This is a genomic window from Streptomyces endocoffeicus (assembly GCF_016741935.1).
Lineage (GTDB): Bacteria > Actinomycetota > Actinomycetes > Streptomycetales > Streptomycetaceae > Streptomyces > Streptomyces endocoffeicus.
In genome coordinates this window covers 1-15758 of record NZ_JAERRG010000010.1, presented here as the reverse complement: position 1 = coordinate 15758, position 15758 = coordinate 1, and the positions used below count along the sequence as shown (strand labels likewise).

Annotated in this window: 13 protein-coding genes; 8 read left to right on the top strand and 5 right to left on the bottom strand. The window is 73.1% G+C overall.

The annotated features are described in order from the left end of the window. Window positions 1-5 precede the first annotated feature (5 nt). Window positions 6-569: a cell division protein FtsL gene (gene ftsL / locus JK364_RS24420; protein WP_201853337.1), complete on the bottom strand. Its 564-nt coding sequence runs from the start codon at window positions 567-569 to the stop codon at window positions 6-8. Next, the gene (rsmH, locus tag JK364_RS24415; protein WP_201853336.1) at window positions 566-1528 is read right to left on the bottom strand and encodes a 16S rRNA (cytosine(1402)-N(4))-methyltransferase RsmH; all 963 of its coding nucleotides are present in this window, start codon (window positions 1526-1528) and stop codon (window positions 566-568) included. Before rsmH ends, ftsL begins: the two co-directional genes overlap by 4 nt. A 409-nt stretch (window positions 1529-1937) precedes the next feature. Here rsmH and JK364_RS24410 point away from each other — a divergent pair, with 409 nt between their 5' ends. The 4 genes from JK364_RS24410 (at window position 1938) to JK364_RS24395 (ending at window position 7597) form a co-directional block, all read left to right on the top strand. Continuing rightward, window positions 1938-2492, top strand: coding sequence for a beta-class carbonic anhydrase (locus JK364_RS24410; protein WP_201853335.1), 555 nt, complete (start codon window positions 1938-1940; stop codon window positions 2490-2492). A 235-nt stretch (window positions 2493-2727) separates the two neighbouring features. Next, on the top strand, window positions 2728-3780 hold the full coding sequence (locus tag JK364_RS24405) for an AAA family ATPase (RefSeq protein WP_201853334.1): 1053 nt from the start codon (window positions 2728-2730) through the stop codon (window positions 3778-3780). Next, a complete protein-coding gene (locus JK364_RS24400) occupies window positions 3780-5168 on the top strand; it encodes a DUF58 domain-containing protein (protein WP_201853333.1) in 1389 nt (462 codons plus the stop codon). The genes JK364_RS24405 and JK364_RS24400 overlap by 1 nt, the downstream gene beginning before the upstream one ends. Continuing rightward, window positions 5165-7597, top strand: a complete 2433-nt coding sequence (locus tag JK364_RS24395) for a transglutaminase TgpA family protein (protein WP_201853332.1) — start codon at window positions 5165-5167, stop codon at window positions 7595-7597. Before JK364_RS24400 ends, JK364_RS24395 begins: the two co-directional genes overlap by 4 nt. Before the next feature lie 177 nt (window positions 7598-7774). Here the strand turns inward: JK364_RS24395 and JK364_RS24390 are convergent, their stop codons facing one another. From JK364_RS24390 to JK364_RS24380, 3 genes are all read right to left on the bottom strand, one after another. Beyond that, window positions 7775-8167 carry an SCO2097 family morphological protein gene (locus tag JK364_RS24390; protein ID WP_201853331.1) on the bottom strand — a complete coding sequence of 131 codons (393 nt, stop codon included), beginning with the start codon at window positions 8165-8167 and terminating at the stop codon, window positions 7775-7777. A gap of 271 nt (window positions 8168-8438) precedes the next feature. After that, complete coding sequence (locus tag JK364_RS24385) at window positions 8439-9221, bottom strand: methyltransferase (protein WP_201853330.1); 783 nt, start codon at window positions 9219-9221, stop codon at window positions 8439-8441. 331 nt (window positions 9222-9552) lie between these two features. Further along, window positions 9553-10083, bottom strand: coding sequence for an SAV_6107 family HEPN domain-containing protein (locus JK364_RS24380; RefSeq protein ID WP_201853329.1), 531 nt, complete (start codon window positions 10081-10083; stop codon window positions 9553-9555). Between the two features lie 192 nt (window positions 10084-10275). Between JK364_RS24380 and JK364_RS24375 the strand changes: the two genes are divergently transcribed. From JK364_RS24375 to JK364_RS24360, 4 genes are all read left to right on the top strand, one after another. Further along, on the top strand, window positions 10276-11121 hold the full coding sequence (locus JK364_RS24375; RefSeq protein WP_307841376.1) for an ATP-binding cassette domain-containing protein: 846 nt from the start codon (window positions 10276-10278) through the stop codon (window positions 11119-11121). Continuing rightward, complete coding sequence (locus tag JK364_RS24370; protein ID WP_201853327.1) at window positions 11093-13177, top strand: YhgE/Pip family protein; 2085 nt, start codon at window positions 11093-11095, stop codon at window positions 13175-13177. Before JK364_RS24375 ends, JK364_RS24370 begins: the two co-directional genes overlap by 29 nt. Window positions 13178-13212: 35 nt before the next feature. Next, on the top strand, window positions 13213-13833 hold the full coding sequence (locus JK364_RS24365; RefSeq protein ID WP_201853326.1) for a TetR/AcrR family transcriptional regulator: 621 nt from the start codon (window positions 13213-13215) through the stop codon (window positions 13831-13833). 332 nt (window positions 13834-14165) lie between these two features. Beyond that, the gene (locus JK364_RS24360; protein ID WP_201853325.1) at window positions 14166-15722 is read left to right on the top strand and encodes a phytoene desaturase family protein; all 1557 of its coding nucleotides are present in this window, start codon (window positions 14166-14168) and stop codon (window positions 15720-15722) included. Window positions 15723-15758: the final 36 nt, after the last annotated feature.

The following is a 15758-nucleotide window of genomic DNA, read 5'->3' as shown; positions in this document are numbered from 1 at the left end:
GTCACCTACTGAGGGGCCGGGGTGGAGTTCGCGGAGGTGGATGCGGAGTGGCCGGCGGGCAGCCCCCACGGGGTCACCGAGGCCGCGGCGGACGGCGGCGTCGGCGGCGCGAGGGCGGATGGAGTGGGCGACGCCTCGGACCGGACGGGCGACGCCTCGGACGGCGTGGTGCCGAGCGAGGGCGGCAGCACCCGGCCGGGGCCGCCGAGCACCGAGGGCTGCCCCGTGGCGGGCGCGGGCACCCCGCTGACCGAGCCGTCCGGGTTGAGGAAGGCGGGGGTGCCGCCGGGCACCATCCCCAGCTCCCGGGCGCGCCGCTCCAGCTCGCCGGGCGCGGAGAGCTGGTCCACGTCCTGCTGGAGGGCCTGGCGCTCGTCGGTGAGCTCCTTGGTCTGCTTCTCCAGCCTGGTGAGCTCGAACGACCCTTGATTGAGGGAGGAGTTCAGCAGCAGCAGCGCGATCAGGCCGGAGCCGAGCAGGACCACGACGAGCAGCACGAAGGGCGCGCGTCTGGCCGTGGTGGCGCCCGGCGCCGGCCGTCCTTTCGGGCCCGTCCCCCGCGCGCTCATGGGGTGACTTCTTCCCGGATGCGCTCCGCCCCCCGGAACCGCGCCGGGGCGGCCCGGCGGTTCTCGGCGATCTCCTCCTCGGTGGGCAGCTCCGCGCCACGGGTGAGCAGCTTCAGCCGGGGCTGGTACTGCTCGGGGATGACCGGCAGCCCCGGGGGCGCCGTATTGCCGGCACCGGCCGCGAGCACCTGCTTGACCAGGCGGTCCTCCAGCGAGTGATACGACAGCACGGCGATCCGACCGCCGACCGCGAGCGCCCTTACGGCCGCCGGGATGGCCCGCTCCAGGACCGCGAGCTCGCCGTTGACCTCGATCCGCAGCGCCTGGAAGGTGCGCTTGGCCGGATTGCCGCCGGTGCGCTTGGCGGCCTGCGGCAGTGCGTCGCGGATCAGCTCGACGAGTCGGGCGCTGTTGGTGAACGGCTCCTTGGCGCGCTCGCGCACCACCGCGTCCACGATCTTCTTGGCGAACTTCTCCTCGCCGTACGTCCGCAGGATGCGCACCAGATCGCCCGGCGGATACGTGTTGAGCACCTCGGCCGCGCTGACTCCGGTGGTCTGGTCCATCCGCATGTCCAGCGGGGCGTCCTGGGCGTAGGCGAAACCACGCCCGGCCTCGTCCAGCTGCATGGACGACACGCCGAGGTCGAAGAGGATCCCCTGGACGCGCGGGACACCGAGCCGGTCGAGGACCTCGGGCAGCTCGTCGTAGACCGCGTGGACCAGCGTCGCCCGATCGCCGTAAGGGGCGAGCCGCTCCCCGGCGAGCCGCAGTGCGGACGGGTCGCGGTCGAGGGCGATGAGCCGGGCCTCGGGGAAGTCGCGCAGCAGCGCCTCGCTGTGGCCGCCGAGGCCCAGGGTGCAGTCGACCACGACCGCGCCGGGCTGGGCGAGAGCGGGGGCCAGCATGTCCAGACAGCGCTGGAGCATGACGGGAACATGGAGAGCGTTACTGCTCATTGCGCTGCTCGTGCGCCCTTCTGAGGATCGGGCGAGGATGATACGCACCGCCGGGTCCCCGCCCGCTCTGAAGGGGAAGTGGCCTACTGGCGCCGGGGAAGTGACGTCAGGCGACCGGAGCGGGAGGAGGCCGAGGGGTACGTACGCACCGCGCTCACGCGAAATTCCGGGATCCGAGGGGAGCGTCACGCCTCCCACTTCGCGCCACTTTAGTCCACTCGTCCCTTCGGTCAACCAACCGGCCTGCGCGTCCCGCCCGAGGGGTGGTATCCCCTCCCCCGGGCATCGGACACCGGGGCGCGGGGGGTTGTGGATTGCCTCACATCACCCCTTCGGCCCACCCCGTTGCCCTCGTTTGCCCTACCTAAAGAGAAGACAAAATTCCCTGGTGAGAGGTAGCGTCGTCATCATGTCGATATCAGCGCCGCAGCCGAACCCGTCCACCGACCGCGACGCCCGCACGGGAGACACGGTCACCGACAGCCTCGTGGAGGCCAACCGCAGTTACGCCGAGAAGTTCAGCGACCCGGGAATGGACGCGCGGCCGGTGCGGCGCGTCGCCATCGTCGCCTGCATGGACGCCCGTCTGGACCTGCACGAGGCACTCGGTCTGGAGCTGGGCGACTGCCACACCATTCGCAACGCAGGCGGTGTGGTCACCGACGACATCATCCGGTCCCTGACCATCAGCCAGCGGGCCCTCGGGACCCGCAGCGTCGTGCTCATCCACCACACCGGCTGCGGTCTGCTGAGCCTCACCGAGGACTTCCGGCACGAGCTGGAGGAGGAGGTGGGACAGCGCCCTTCGTGGGCGGTCGAGGCGTTCAAGGACCTCGACGCCGACGTTCGCCAGTCGATGGAGCGGGTGCGCACCTCGCCGTTCCTGGTGCACACCGACGACGTCCGCGGCTTCGTCTTCGATGTGACGACGGGTCTGCTGCGGGAGGTCACGCCGCGGACGTGAGAGCCGCGGACGTGAGAGATGCTGAAGATACGGAAGGGATTCAGCACTCGAACTCGTACAAGCGTGACAAATAACCCCGGGTTATCCACAGCCGAGTGACGCGAGGCCGCGGAGACCGCAAGAATGCATAGGTGACATCGTCCCCCGCAACCACGCGGGGGTCCGATGTCAGCGTTTGCGGTGGGCCGGTCCGTTCCGAGGGCAACGGCCCTGAGAACGGGCCGAGGAGGGCCGGGTGACGACCTATGACGAGCGAGCGAGCCTCAGCGATCTGACCACCACAGCGGATCGGATCCGCAGGTCGGTGGAGGGTGTGATCGAGGGCAAGCCCGAGGTCGTACGGCTTTCGCTGACCGTGCTTCTCGCCGAGGGACATCTGCTGATCGAGGACGTCCCGGGCGTGGGCAAGACGATGCTGGCCAAGGCGCTCGCCCGGTCCATCGACTGCTCCGTGCGGCGGATCCAGTTCACCCCGGACCTGCTGCCGTCCGACATCACCGGCGTGAGCATCTTCGACCAGCAGCGCAAGGAGTTCGAGTTCAAACCGGGCGCCATCTTCGCCCAGATCGTGATCGGCGACGAGATCAACCGCGCCTCGCCCAAGACCCAGTCCGCGCTGCTGGAGTCGATGGAGGAGCGCCAGGTCACCATCGACGGGGAAAGCTATGAGCTGCCCAACCCCTTCATGGTGGTGGCCACGCAGAACCCGGTCGAGATGGAGGGCACCTATCCGCTGCCCGAGGCGCAGCGCGACCGCTTCATGGCCCGCGTCTCCATCGGCTACCCCAGCCCGCAGGCCGAGCTCCAGATGCTGGACGTGCACGGCGGGGTCTCCCCGCTGGACGACCTGCAGCCCGTCGCGCACGCCCATGAGATCGTCAAGCTGATCGAGGCGGTGCGCTCGGTGCACGTCGCCGAGGCCGTCCGGCGTTACGCGGTGGACCTGGTGTCCGCCACCCGCAACCACCCCGATCTGCGGCTGGGCGCCTCGCCGCGCGCCACGCTGCATCTGCTGCGGGCCGCCAAGGCGTCGGCCGCGCTGGCCGGGCGGGACTTCGCGCTGCCGGACGATGTGCAGACCCTCGCCGTCGCGGTGCTGGCCCACCGGCTGCTGCCCACCGCGCAGGCCCAGCTGAACCGGCGCAGCTCCGAGCAGGTCGTCGCGGACATCGTGCAGCGCACCCCGGTGCCCACCTCCGCCCAGCGCGGCGCGGGCGGGATGCCGCCCATGCCGCCCATGCCCCCGGCCGACTTCGGCCGGCAGCAGCCGGGCGCGCGGAGGCTGTGATGGCCGCAGGGGGGACGGACATGGGCCCCGAGGGGCCCGGCGCCGGCGAGCAGCCGGGCGGGTTGCGGTCCGCCCTCGCCGGTCTGACCACCCGCGGCCGTTCCTTCCTGGCCGCCGGGGTGGCCGCCGCGGTGTGCAGCTACGTGCTGGGCCAGGCGGATCTGCTGCGGGTCGGGCTGCTGCTGGCCGCGCTGCCGCTGGTCTGTGTGGCCGTGGTCTACCGCACCCGGTACCGGGTGGCGGGCAGCCGACGGCTCGCGCCCGCGCGGGTGCCGGCGGGCTCCGAGGCCCGGGTGCACCTGCGGATGGACAATGTCTCGCGGCTGCCCACCGGGCTGCTGATGCTCCAGGACCGGGTGCCCTATGTGCTGGGGCCGCGCCCGAGGTTCGTGCTGGACCGGGTGGAGCCGGGCGGCCGCCGCGAGGTGTCCTACCGGGTCCGCTCGGATCTGCGCGGCCGCTATCCGCTGGGCCCGCTCCAGCTGCGGCTGAGCGATCCGTTCGGGATGTGCGAGCTCACCCGCGCCTTCAGCGCCTACGACACGCTCACGGTGGTGCCCCGGGTCGAGCCGCTGCCCCCGGTGCGCCTGACCGGCGAGGCCGCGGGGTACGGGGACGGGCGGCACCGCTCGCTGGCCCTGGCCGGTGAGGACGATGTCATCCCGCGCGGCTATCGCATAGGCGACGATCTGCGCCGGGTGCACTGGCGCTCCACCGCGCGCTACGGGGAGCTCATGGTCCGCCGGGAGGAGCAGCCGCAGCGGGCCCACTGCACGGTGCTGCTGGACACCCGGCGCACCGCCCACTACGGCTCCGGGCCGGACTCGGCCTTCGAATGGGCGGTCTCCGGGGCGGCCTCGGCCGCGGTCCACCTGCTGGAGCGGGGCTATGCGGTCCGGCTGCTGACCGACACCGGAAGCTCGGTGCCGGGCCCGGACGGCGGAGGCGGCTTCACCGGTTCCACCCATGACTCGGCGGAGACGGCCGGGCTGATGCTGGACACCCTCGCCGTGGTGGACCACTCCGACGGCGGAGGGCTCTCGCCCGCCTTCGAGGTGCTGCGCGGCGGCGGTGAGGGGCTGCTGGTGGCCTTCCTGGGCGATCTGGACGAGGAGCAGGCGGTGATGGCCGCCCGGATGCGGCACCGCACCACGGCCGCGGTGGCCTTTGTGCTGGACGGCGCCGCCTGGTCGCGCGGGGCGGAGTTCGGGGCCACACAGGAACTGGAGGACCGGCTGCGGCGGCTGCGCGAGGCGGGGTGGACGGCGCTGCCGGTCGGCCCCGGGGCCTCGCTGACGCAGCTGTGGCGGCAGGCCGACGCCCAGGGCGCCACCCGGGCGGACGCCGGAAGCCGCGCGGCCGGCGGCATGACAGGGAGTTGGACATGAGTGGAAGCGTTCGGCTCGCGATATGCGCGGCGCTGGCCACGGTGGCGGCGGCCTGTGCGCTGCTGCCGCTGGTGGATCCGGCGAGCTGGCTGTTGCAGGCCGTCCTGTTGCTGACGGTCCAGAGCGCCGCGGGCGTGGCGGCCCGCCGGGTGCCGCTGGCCCGCCCCCTGACGGTGGCCGCGCAGGCCGTGGTGACGCTGCTGCTGCTCACCCTGGCCTTCGCACACGACCAGGCGCTGGGCGGGCTGCTGCCGAGCCCGCAGGCGCTCCACGAGTTCGCGCTGCTGCTGCGCGACGGCGCCGACGACGTGGGGCAGTACGCGATCCCCGCGCCGCTCACCGACGGCATCCGGCTGATGCTGGTGGGCGGGGTGCTGCTGATCGGCCTGGTGGTCGACGCGCTCGCGGTGACGTACCGCGGCGCGGCCCCCGCCGGGCTTCCGCTGCTCGCGCTCTACTCGGTCGCGGCCGGTCTGTCCGACGACGGGAGCGACTGGCTGTGGTTCCTGCTGGCGGCGGCCGGCTATCTGCTGCTGCTCCTGGCCGAGGGCCGGGACCGGCTGTCCCAGTGGGGCCGGGTGTTCAGCGGCGGTGCCCCGCATCCGGCGGGTATGCCGCCCTCGGGCCTGGCCGGAGCCGGAGGCAGCCCGGCGCTCGCCCCGGTGCGCACCGGCCGCCGGATCGGCGTGCTGGCGCTCGGCATCGCGCTCGCGGTGCCCGCGGTGCTGCCGTCCCTGGACGGCGGGCTGCTGGACCGGCAGGGCGGCAGCGGCGGGTCGGGCAGCGGCGGCGGCACGATCTCGGCGGTCAATCCGCTGGTGTCGCTCCAGGACAGCCTGAACCAGCCGGAGAACAAGGAGGTGCTGCGCTATCGCACCTCCTCGCAGACCACCCAGGACCTCTATCTGCGGATCGTGGCGCTGGACCGGTTCGACGGCACCTCGTGGAAGTCGTCCGAGCGGCATGTCACCGATGTGCCCAGTCAGCTTCCCTCGCCCGCCGGGCTCGGCCCCTCGGTCCGGGTCTCCTCGATCGACACCTCGATCTCGGCCGCCGACTGGTACGCGCAGAACTGGCTGCCCCTCCCCTACCCCGCGTCCAGGGTCGAGATCGACGGCCGCTGGCGCTATGAGCCGGAGGGCCGCACGCTGGTCGGCGACCGCGGCCAGACCACCCGGGGCGCGCGCTACCGGGTCACCAGCCTGCTGGTGGAGCCGACGGCCGACCAGCTGGCGGCCGCCCCGGCACCGCCCTCCCGGCTGCGGAACGAGTACACCGAGGTACCGGACTCGCTGCCGTCCGTGGTGGCCCGTACGGCGCGGGAGGTGACCGCCGGCGCGGCGAACGCGTACGAGAAGGCGGTCAAGCTCCAGGACTGGTTCGCGGTGAACGGAGGATTCCGTTACGACACCCAGGTGCAGTCCGGCAGCGGCTCGGCCGCCATCGTCCGGTTCCTGAAGCAGAAGGAGGGCTTCTGCGTCCACTTCTCCTTCTCGATGGCGGCGATGGCCCGGACGCTGGGCATTCCGGCCCGAGTCGCGGTCGGGTTCACGCCCGGCACCGCCCAGGCGGACGGTTCGGTGTCGGTCGGTCTGAAGGACGCGCACGCCTGGCCGGAGCTGTACTTCGAGGGCGTGGGCTGGACCCGTTTCGAGCCCACCCCGAGCCGGGGCACCCAGCCCGACTACACGATGGAGCAGACGCCCTCGGGCACCCCGACCGACGAGCCCACGACCGAGCCCACCGAGACCTCCGAGCCGACGGCCGCGCCGACCGCGTCCGACAGCTGCTCCCCGGACATGAAGAAGCTGGGCACCTGCGGCGGCGCCGCGGCCCAGCAGCCGGACAACGGCGCCTCGGGCGGGGGCTGGTCGGCCACCAAGGTCACCAGCTGGAGTTCGCTGGCGGTGCTGCTGGCCGTGGTGCCCCTGCTGCCCATGCTGTGGCGGCGGCGGATACGGACCCGCAGACTGAACGGCTCGGGCGGGCGCACCGAGCAGGACGCGGCCGACCGGGTGCTCGCCGCATGGCGTGAACTCACCGACTCGGCCTGGGACTTCGGCGTACTGCCGGACGACTCGCTGACCTCGCGCAGAGCGGTGGCCCGGATGGTGCGGATCGCCGGGCTCGACGACGAGCCGGCCCGGGCGGCGCAGCGGGTGGCCGAGGCGGTCGAGCAGGTGCTGTACGCGCCGCAGCCGCGCCCGGTCACGGGCGTCGCGGACGACGTCCGGCTGGTGCTGGCCGGATTCCGGGCCAAGGCGGGGCGGCGGGAGCGGCTGCGGGCGCTGCTGGCCCCGCGGTCCGCGGCCCAGCTGATGTGGGCGGCAGGACAGCGCTGGTCCACGCTGGTCGATCGGTGGGGAGCGCCCCGCTGGGCCCGTTGGGCCTCCCAGCTGCGGACCCCGCGCGGCCAGCAGGAGAACTGATCCCCGGGCGGCCCTGAGCGCCTGTGGCTGAGCCCTCGCGCATGGCGAGGGGGCTCAGCCGTGGGCGGAAACGCACCACGAAAACGCCCCGTAAAAGCACACCGCACGTTTGAGGGGCGGTCGCCAGTCGGCGACCGCCCCTCAACCGCTCATCCGTGAATTCTCAGTCGTGAATTCTCAGTGGCCCTGCTCATCACGGCGCCGCTGCCACCGCTCCTCGATGCGTGTCATCATCGAGCGGCGCTGACGGCCCTGACGGCGGGGAGCCGCCCCGCCGCCACCCTGTGCCTCGCCGGGTTTGGGAGCCTTGCGCCAACCGGTCACCGCGAGCACCGCGCATCCCAGCATGATCAGGAAGCCCACCACGCTGATCCAGATCTGGGGAACGATCACCCCGACCATGAGGAGTGCGATACCCACCAGAAAACCCGCGACCGCCTGGTAGACCCGTCGCCGGGTGTACGTTCGCAGGCCGCTTCCCTCAAGCGCTGTCGCGAACTTGGGATCTTCGGCGTACAGCGCTCGCTCCATTTGCTCGAGCATGCGCTGCTCGTGCTCCGAGAGCGGCACGGAGTCCTCCTACTCGTCGGTCGCGGGGGGCGACCGGGTGCGACCCTTTCAGGATAGGCAGGGAATCGCCCCCGTGAAACCCGCCCCTCAACGCCAATTCGCCCACCCCTTCGGGCGTGGCGAAAGTTGACGCTGAGACGTCCATTCCCCTCCCGCCGATTGGCCATGCCGGACGGTGTACCCCGATCATACGGCGCCGGGCGTCCGAGCGGGTCTCCTGTGGCCGACTCCACCTGCGCCGCCCGTCGTCGGGCGGGGCGGGAGCAGCGCTCTAGTCCCGCTCGGCGAGGACGTGCAGCTGAGTGGCGACGGAGCGGAAGGCGGGCAGCTCGGCGGCGGCCTCCTCCAGCTGCAACAGGGCGTCCAGCGCCCCGGGCTCGGTGTCCACGAGCACTCCGGGGACAAGATCGGCGAAGACCCGCACCCCGTGCACCGCGGCGATCTCCAGACCGGCCGCGCGCACCAGACCGGACAGCTGGTCCTCGGTGAAACGGCGCGGCACCGGGTCCCCGGAGCCCCAGCGGCCCTCGGGATCGGTAAGCGCTTGCCGAGCCTCGGTGAAGTGACCGGCCAGGGCGCGGGCCAGCACGGCGCCGCCCAGGCCTGCGGCGAGCACGCTGAGGGTCCCGGCGGGGCGGAGGGCCGCCGCCGCGTTCCGCAGGCCCTCGACGGGGTCGTCCACGTACTCCAGCACGCCGTGGCAGAGCACCACGTCGTAACCGCCCCGCTCGACCACCTCGAACAGCCCGTGGGCATCGCCCTGGACCCCGCGCACCCGCTCGGCGACCCCGGCCTCGGCGGCCCGCCGCTCCAGCGCGAACAGCGCGTTCGGACTCGGGTCGACCACGGTGACGCGATGGCCGAGGCGGGCCACGGGAACGGCGAAATTGCCGCTGCCGCCGCCGGTGTCAAGGACGTCCAGCGCGCCGTGCACGGCCTCGCCCGCGGCGGGCTCCCGGCCCGTGGCCTTGGCCCGCCGTTCCAGGGCGTCTTTCAGGACCTCCCAGACCACGGCGGTACGGAGGGACGCACGGGGGCGCTGCGGGTCTGACACGGCGGGTGGCTCCTCGGCGCGGTGCCGCCACGCCCGGAGGCGGTGACGACGGCTTGCTGAACGTCGGCGCTCCCAGCCTATTGCCTCCGTGGGGCGGCCCGCGCCGAGGCGGCCCGCCCCATGGAGGACCGGCGCCACGCGATATCGGACCACCCCGCGCGGACACCGGGCCACTCCCACGCGGACACGGGACGGCTGCCGCGCGGACACCGGCCACCCTCACACGGACCCCGGGCCACTCCCACGCGGACACCGGGCCGCCCTCACGCGGACACCGGACGGCCCCGCGCGGGTGCCGGGCCGCCCTCACGCCTCGTTACCGGGCCGCTCCTCAGGCCCCCGGCGGGCCCGGCTCGTCGTCCGGCCTCTGGTGGGGCAGGGCCGGCTGCAGCATCAGCATGCGCTCCACCAGGCGCAGGAACATCGCGGTGGCGCGCAGCAGATCGTCCGCGTCCCGCGGGCTCGCGGCGCCCTGTATCCCCGCCTCGGCGCGGGCCCGGCGCTCGGCGCCGGAGGCGAACAGGGCGCTCCACTCGGCCAGTTCGGGAGCGACCTCCGGCAGCACCTCCCAGGCGCTGCGGATCCGGGCGCGGCGGCGCGGGGTGGGCTCGGGGCGGCCGCGCACGGCGAGCACGGCGGCGGCCGTGCGCAGTGCGGCCAGATGCGCGGTCGCAAAGCGCTCGTTGGGGGTCTCGAGCGCGGCGGCCTCCTCCAGGCCCTCATGGGCCTGGGTGAGCAGGGCCGCGGCGGCGGGCGGGGCGGACGCGCGGCGCAGCACGGGGTGAACATCGCTCGCGGGACCGGTCAACGAGGGGGCAGGGGCGGCGGCACGGTGCCGGCGCGCTGCGGCGGTACTGGCCATGACGAACCTCCTGTCGTCGCGTGGCGACCGCTCGTGTGGTAGAGCGTCCGCCGTATGGGGCCATCGTGGGGCACACCACTGACAATCGGCCCTGACCAGCGCGAACACCCCCGACGCCGCGCCTCGCCCGGCCATGCCTCATACTGTTTTTGCACTGACCAGTCAGTTCAAAAACCCAAGGAAGTGATCTGTGTGGGGGGCACCCCAGAAGCGGGGACCGGGGCGGCGGTGACGGCCGAGGGGCTCGGCGTCAGGGGGTCGCACGGCTGGGCGTTCCGCGGTGCCGACATCGCCGCCGATCCGGGTGCGCTGATCGCCGTCGAAGGCCCGTCCGGCTCGGGCCGCACCTCCCTGCTGCTCACGCTCACCGGCCGGATGCGCCCCACCGAGGGCCACGGCGGTGTCGGTGGCTTCCGAGTGCCCCAACAGATGGCGCGCATACGCCGGATCAGCGCGCTCGCGCAGGTGCCGGGCGTCAACGAACTGGACCCGGTGCTCACGGTCGCCGAGCATCTGCGCGAGCGGGCCCTGCTGCGGCGCCGGTTCGCCGACTCCCCGCGCGGGCTGCTGCGCCCGCGCCGGGATCGGGCCGCCGCGTCCCGGGCCGCGATCGACGCCGCCCTTACGTCCGCCGGGCTGGACCTCGACACGCTGCCCAAGGGGCCGCGTACGGCCGTACGGGACCTGGAGCGGCTGGAGGCGCTGCGGCTGTCGATCGCGCTCGGGCTCATCGCCCGGCCACGGCTGCTGGCCGTCGACGACGCCGACCTGAAGCTCTCGGACGCCGACCGCGAGTGCGCCTGGGCGCTGCTGCGGGAGATCGCGGAGGACGGCACCACGGTCCTCGCGGTGTGCAGCCAGGCCCCGCCCGGCGCGGTCGTGGTCCGCACCGCGCGCACCAGCGCCGCCGGGAACGGCGAGAAGGCCCACGAGACGCGGAAGGCCCACGCGCCCGCCACCGACCGACACGGACACGACGAGAACGACGAGAACGAGGAAGGGGCGGCGGATGCGCTCGCCGAAACTCGCCGCACTTGAGCTGAAGCGGTTCGGAAGAGGCAAGCTGCCGCGCGCGGCGCTCGCCGCCCTGCTCCTGCTGCCGCTGCTCTACGGCGCGCTGTACCTGTGGTCCTTCTGGGACCCGTACGGCAAGCTGAACAAGATCCCGGTCGCCCTCGTCAACTCGGACACCGGCGCCACCGTGCGGGGCGAGCACCTCACCGCGGGCGACGACATCACCGGCAAGCTGCTCGACAGCGAGACCTTCGACTGGCACCCCACGAGCGCCGCCGAGGCCCGTAAGGGGGTCGCGAACGGCACGTACTACCTCTCGCTGACCGTCCCCCCGGACTTCAGCCGCCGGATCGCCTCCAGCTCCGGCAAGTCCCCGGAGACCGGCGCCCTCAAGGTGCGCACCAACGACGCCAACAACTACATCGTCGGCCAGATCTCCCGCTCGGTCTTCTCCGAGGTGCGCGCCGCGGCCTCCACCAAGGCGTCCCGCGGCTTCTACGACAACATCTTCATCTCCTTCGCCGACATCCACGGCGAGACGGAGAAGGCCGCCAAGAGCGCCGACAAGCTCGGTAAGGGCATCGGCAAGGCCAAGAAGGGCGCGGACGACCTCGCCAAGGGCCTGGCCAAGGCCAAGGAGGGCAGCCGCGATCTGAAGTCCGGGCTCGGCACGCTCTACAAGGGCTCCGGGACGCTCGAGACCGGCGCGGGCGGGGTCGCCGACGGCACCCAGTCCCTGTCCGACAAGGTCAACGGCGTGGCGGCCAAGGTCCGCCCGTTCCTCAAGGAGCACGGCAAGGAGATCGGGGACATCTCCCAACTGGTCGCCGACGCCTCCCAGAAGGCGTCCGACAACCTCGACACCCTGCCCGAGAAGACCTCCACGGCGGCCACCAAGGCCCGTAAGGCGTCCGACGACCTCGCCGCCGACTACCGGACCCGCTGCGGGGGCGCGGTGCCCACCGACCCGGACTGCCCCGCGCTGAAGAAGTCGGTGGCGGCGGCCGGCACCGCCGCCGATGTGGCCGAGGACGTCAACAAGCTGGTCCAGGACCACACCGGCCAACTCGACACCCTCGGCGGCCATCTGGACGATCTGCACGACCAGGCGCTCTGGCTCGCGCGCACCGCCCCGCACCTCGACACCGATCTCGACACCGCGGTACGGAAGATCAACGCCCTCAACTCCGGGGCGCAGAAGGTCGCCAAGGGCGCCGGAACCCTGCACACCGGGCTGAGCACCGCCAAGACCGGCGCGTCCGACCTCGACAGTGGCGTCGGTAAGGCGCGCGGCGGCGCGGACACCCTGGGCGGCGGGATGTACCGGCTCGTGGACGGCTCCGGGAAGCTCTCCGGCGGTCTGTACGACGGCGCGGCCAAGATCCCCGACTACGGCAAGCAGGACCGGGACGCCCGTACGGAGGTGATGTCGGATCCGGTGCGGCTGGTGAACCAGGCTCTGCACAAGGCGCCCAACTACGGCACGGGGTTCGCCCCGTACTTCATTCCGCTCTCCCTGTGGGTCGGCGCGATGGTGGCCTACATGCTGATCCAGCCGCTCAACGGGCGCGCGCTGGCGGCGGGCGCCTCCTCCTGGCGGATCGCGTTCGCGGGCTGGCTGCCGGTCGCCGCGATCGGTGTGCTCCAGACGCTGGCCCTGATGGCGGTGTTGCACTGGGCGATCGGCCTCGAGATGGTGCGGGCCGCGGGTACGCTCGGCTTCCTGATGCTGGTGACGGCCTGTTTCGCGGCGATCGTGCAGTGGCTGAACGCCCGCTTCGGACCGGCCGGCCGGATCCTGGTGCTGGCCCTGCTGATGCTCCAGCTGACCTCGGCGGGCGGCACCTATCCGGTGCAGACCAGTCCGCGCTTCTTCAACGCCATCCACCCCTTCCTGCCGATGACCTACGTGGTGGACGGGCTGCGCCGGCTCATCACCGGCGGCGGGCTCGGGCCGGTGTGGTCGGCCTGCGGAGTGCTCATCGGATTCACCGCGGCCGCCCTGGCGCTCACCGCGTGGTCGGCGCGGCGCCGGCAGGTGTGGACGGTGGACCGGCTGCACCCGGAGCTGAGCCTGTGAGCGGGATAACATCAACAACGGGCAGAATCGGCGCCATGGACAGCAGCAGCACGCGCCGCCAGGCCACCCGGCAGAAACTCTTCGAGGCAGCGGTCACCCTCATCGCCGAACAGGGCTTCTCCTCCACCACCGTGGACGAGATCGCCGAGCGGGCCGGGGTGGCCAAGGGCACGGTCTACTACAACTTCGCCAGCAAGACCGTGCTCTTCGAGGAGCTGCTGCAGCACGGCGTCGAGCTGCTGACCGCCTCGCTCCAGACCGCCGCCGACGAGAACGCCGAGCGCGGCGGCAGCCATGTGGACGCGCTGGACGCCATGGTCCGGGCCGGGCTGGACTTCATCTCCCGCTATCCGTCGCTGACCCAGCTGTACGTGGCCGAGCTCTGGCGCACCAACCGCGCCTGGCAGTCCACCTTGATGATGGTCCGGCAGCGGGCCATAGCGGTGATCGAGGCCGAGCTGCGGGCCGGGGTGACCGCGCATGAACTCAGCGAGGACATCGACATCCCGCTGACGGCCTCGGCGCTGTTCGGGATGGTGCTGGTGGCCGCGCTGGACTGGCAGTCCTATCAGCCGGAGCGGTCGCTGGAGGATGTGCACGCGGCGCTGTCACGGCTGTTGCAGGGCCGCGTGGGCGGGACCGTGGCCTCGGGGTGAAAGCAGAAGGCGCTGTTCCGGCAGATCGACTTTCATCGACCTGACCGGAACAGCGCCTCCCCCCGTAACTCCCCCGTACTTCCCCCGTTGGAGGCTCCTGGTCCGGAGACTCCCGGTGACTCCCACCTTTCGTCCGGGCCCGCGCCGTTCCGCCGCCCCGTGCCGGCGGTGCGGCGCGCGCCCTTCCGTGTGCTCCACTCTCTCGTCCGCGCAGGTGGCGGCCCATCCGCGCGGCTACTCATCTCCCCGGCTGAGTACGCGTACTCAGCTCTGCGCGTTCGTCCCCAGGCACGGTGACCCGGCTGTCGGCGGGGGCGGATAAAGTCACGGTCATGGCACGGATTGTGGTGATCGGCTCCGGGATGGGCGCCATGGCGGCGGCCGCCCGGCTGGCCGTGGCGGGCCACCGGGTGGTGGTGTACGAGCGCGGGCGCACCCATGGCGGCGGGGTCGGCCGCTTCGAGCGGGACGGCTTCCGCTTCGACACGGGCCCGGGGCTGCTGCGGCTGCCCGCCGTCCACCGGGATCTGTTCGTGAAGACCGGCAAGCAGACCCTGGAGCAGAGCGTCGAGCTCGTCCAGGTCGACCCGGCGAGCCGGCACCTCTTCGCCGACGGCACGGACGTCCGGCTGCCCAATGCCTCGCGGGCCGGGGTCCTCCAGGCGCTGGACGGCGCCTTCGGCGCGGGCGCGGGCGAGCGCTGGAGCGATCTGGTCAACCGGGCGCGCGAGGTGTGGGACGCCACCCGCAGACCGCTCCTGGAGGAGCCGCTGCGCGCCGACTGGCACGTCCTGGGCCGCGATCCCTATCCGGCCGCCCCCGTGCGGCGCGGCCGGTTCGGCGGCCTGTTCCGCCGGGGCGGCGCCGCGGGGCCGCCCACGCTCGCCGAGGTGGCCTGCCGTGAGCTGGGGGATCCGCGCGCCGTGGCCCTCCTGGAGAGCCATGCGCTGGCGCACGGCCTGGACCCGCGCTGCGCCCCCGCCTCGGCCACCGTGCTGCCCTACGTCGAGCAGACGTTCGGCGCCTGGTATGTGCGCGGGGGGATGCGGGCGCTCGCCGATGCCCTCCATGAGCGCTGCCGTCAGCGGAAAGTGGAGTTCCACTTCGAGGCCGAGGTCACCGGCATCGTGGAGAAGGACGGCCGTGCGGCGGGTGTGGAGCTGGCCGACGGCACCGTCGCGGAGGCCGACGCGGTGGTCTCCGGCATCGACCCCGCGCTGCTGCCCCCGCTGCTCGGCGGGCAGCGGCCCTGGCGGGAGGGGGATGTGCGGCCGGAGTCCGGCGCGGGCGGCGGCACACCGGGGCGGCTGACCGTCTTTCTGGCGCTGCGCGGCGCCCGCCCCGAGGGCACCGCGCACCGCACCGTGGTCCACGCCCCGGACCGCGACGCGGAGTTGGCCGCCGTCTTCGGCGACGGCCAGGGGCTCCGCGAGCCCTGCCCCCGCCCCACGGTGACCGTGCTGCGCCCGGACGACCCCGCGGTGCGCCCGGACGAGGAGCACGAGGCCGTCACCCTTACCGCCGTCGTCGCCCCGCACGGCCCGGTGGACTGGACGGACGGCGCGGCGGCGGAGCGGGACGCCCAGCGGCTGATCACGGCCGCCGAGGCCGCGATACCGGAGCTGCGGGAGCGGCTGCTGTGGCATGAGGTCCGCACCCCCGCCGACACCGCGGCGGAGACGGGCGCCCGGGGCGGTGGCGTTCCGGGACCGGCGCTCGCCGGGGCGGACGGCGCGTTTCTGCGGCCCGCCAATGTCACCCGGATACCGGGTCTGTATCTGGCGGGCGGCTGGGCCCATCCGGGCGGCGGGCTCGCCCACGCCGGGATGTCGGGCGCGCTGGTGGCCGGGCTGATCGTCGAGGGCGGGGACTGGCGCGGCTCCCAGTAGCGCGGGCGCGAGCGGCGCGCGGGCGCGAGCGGCGCG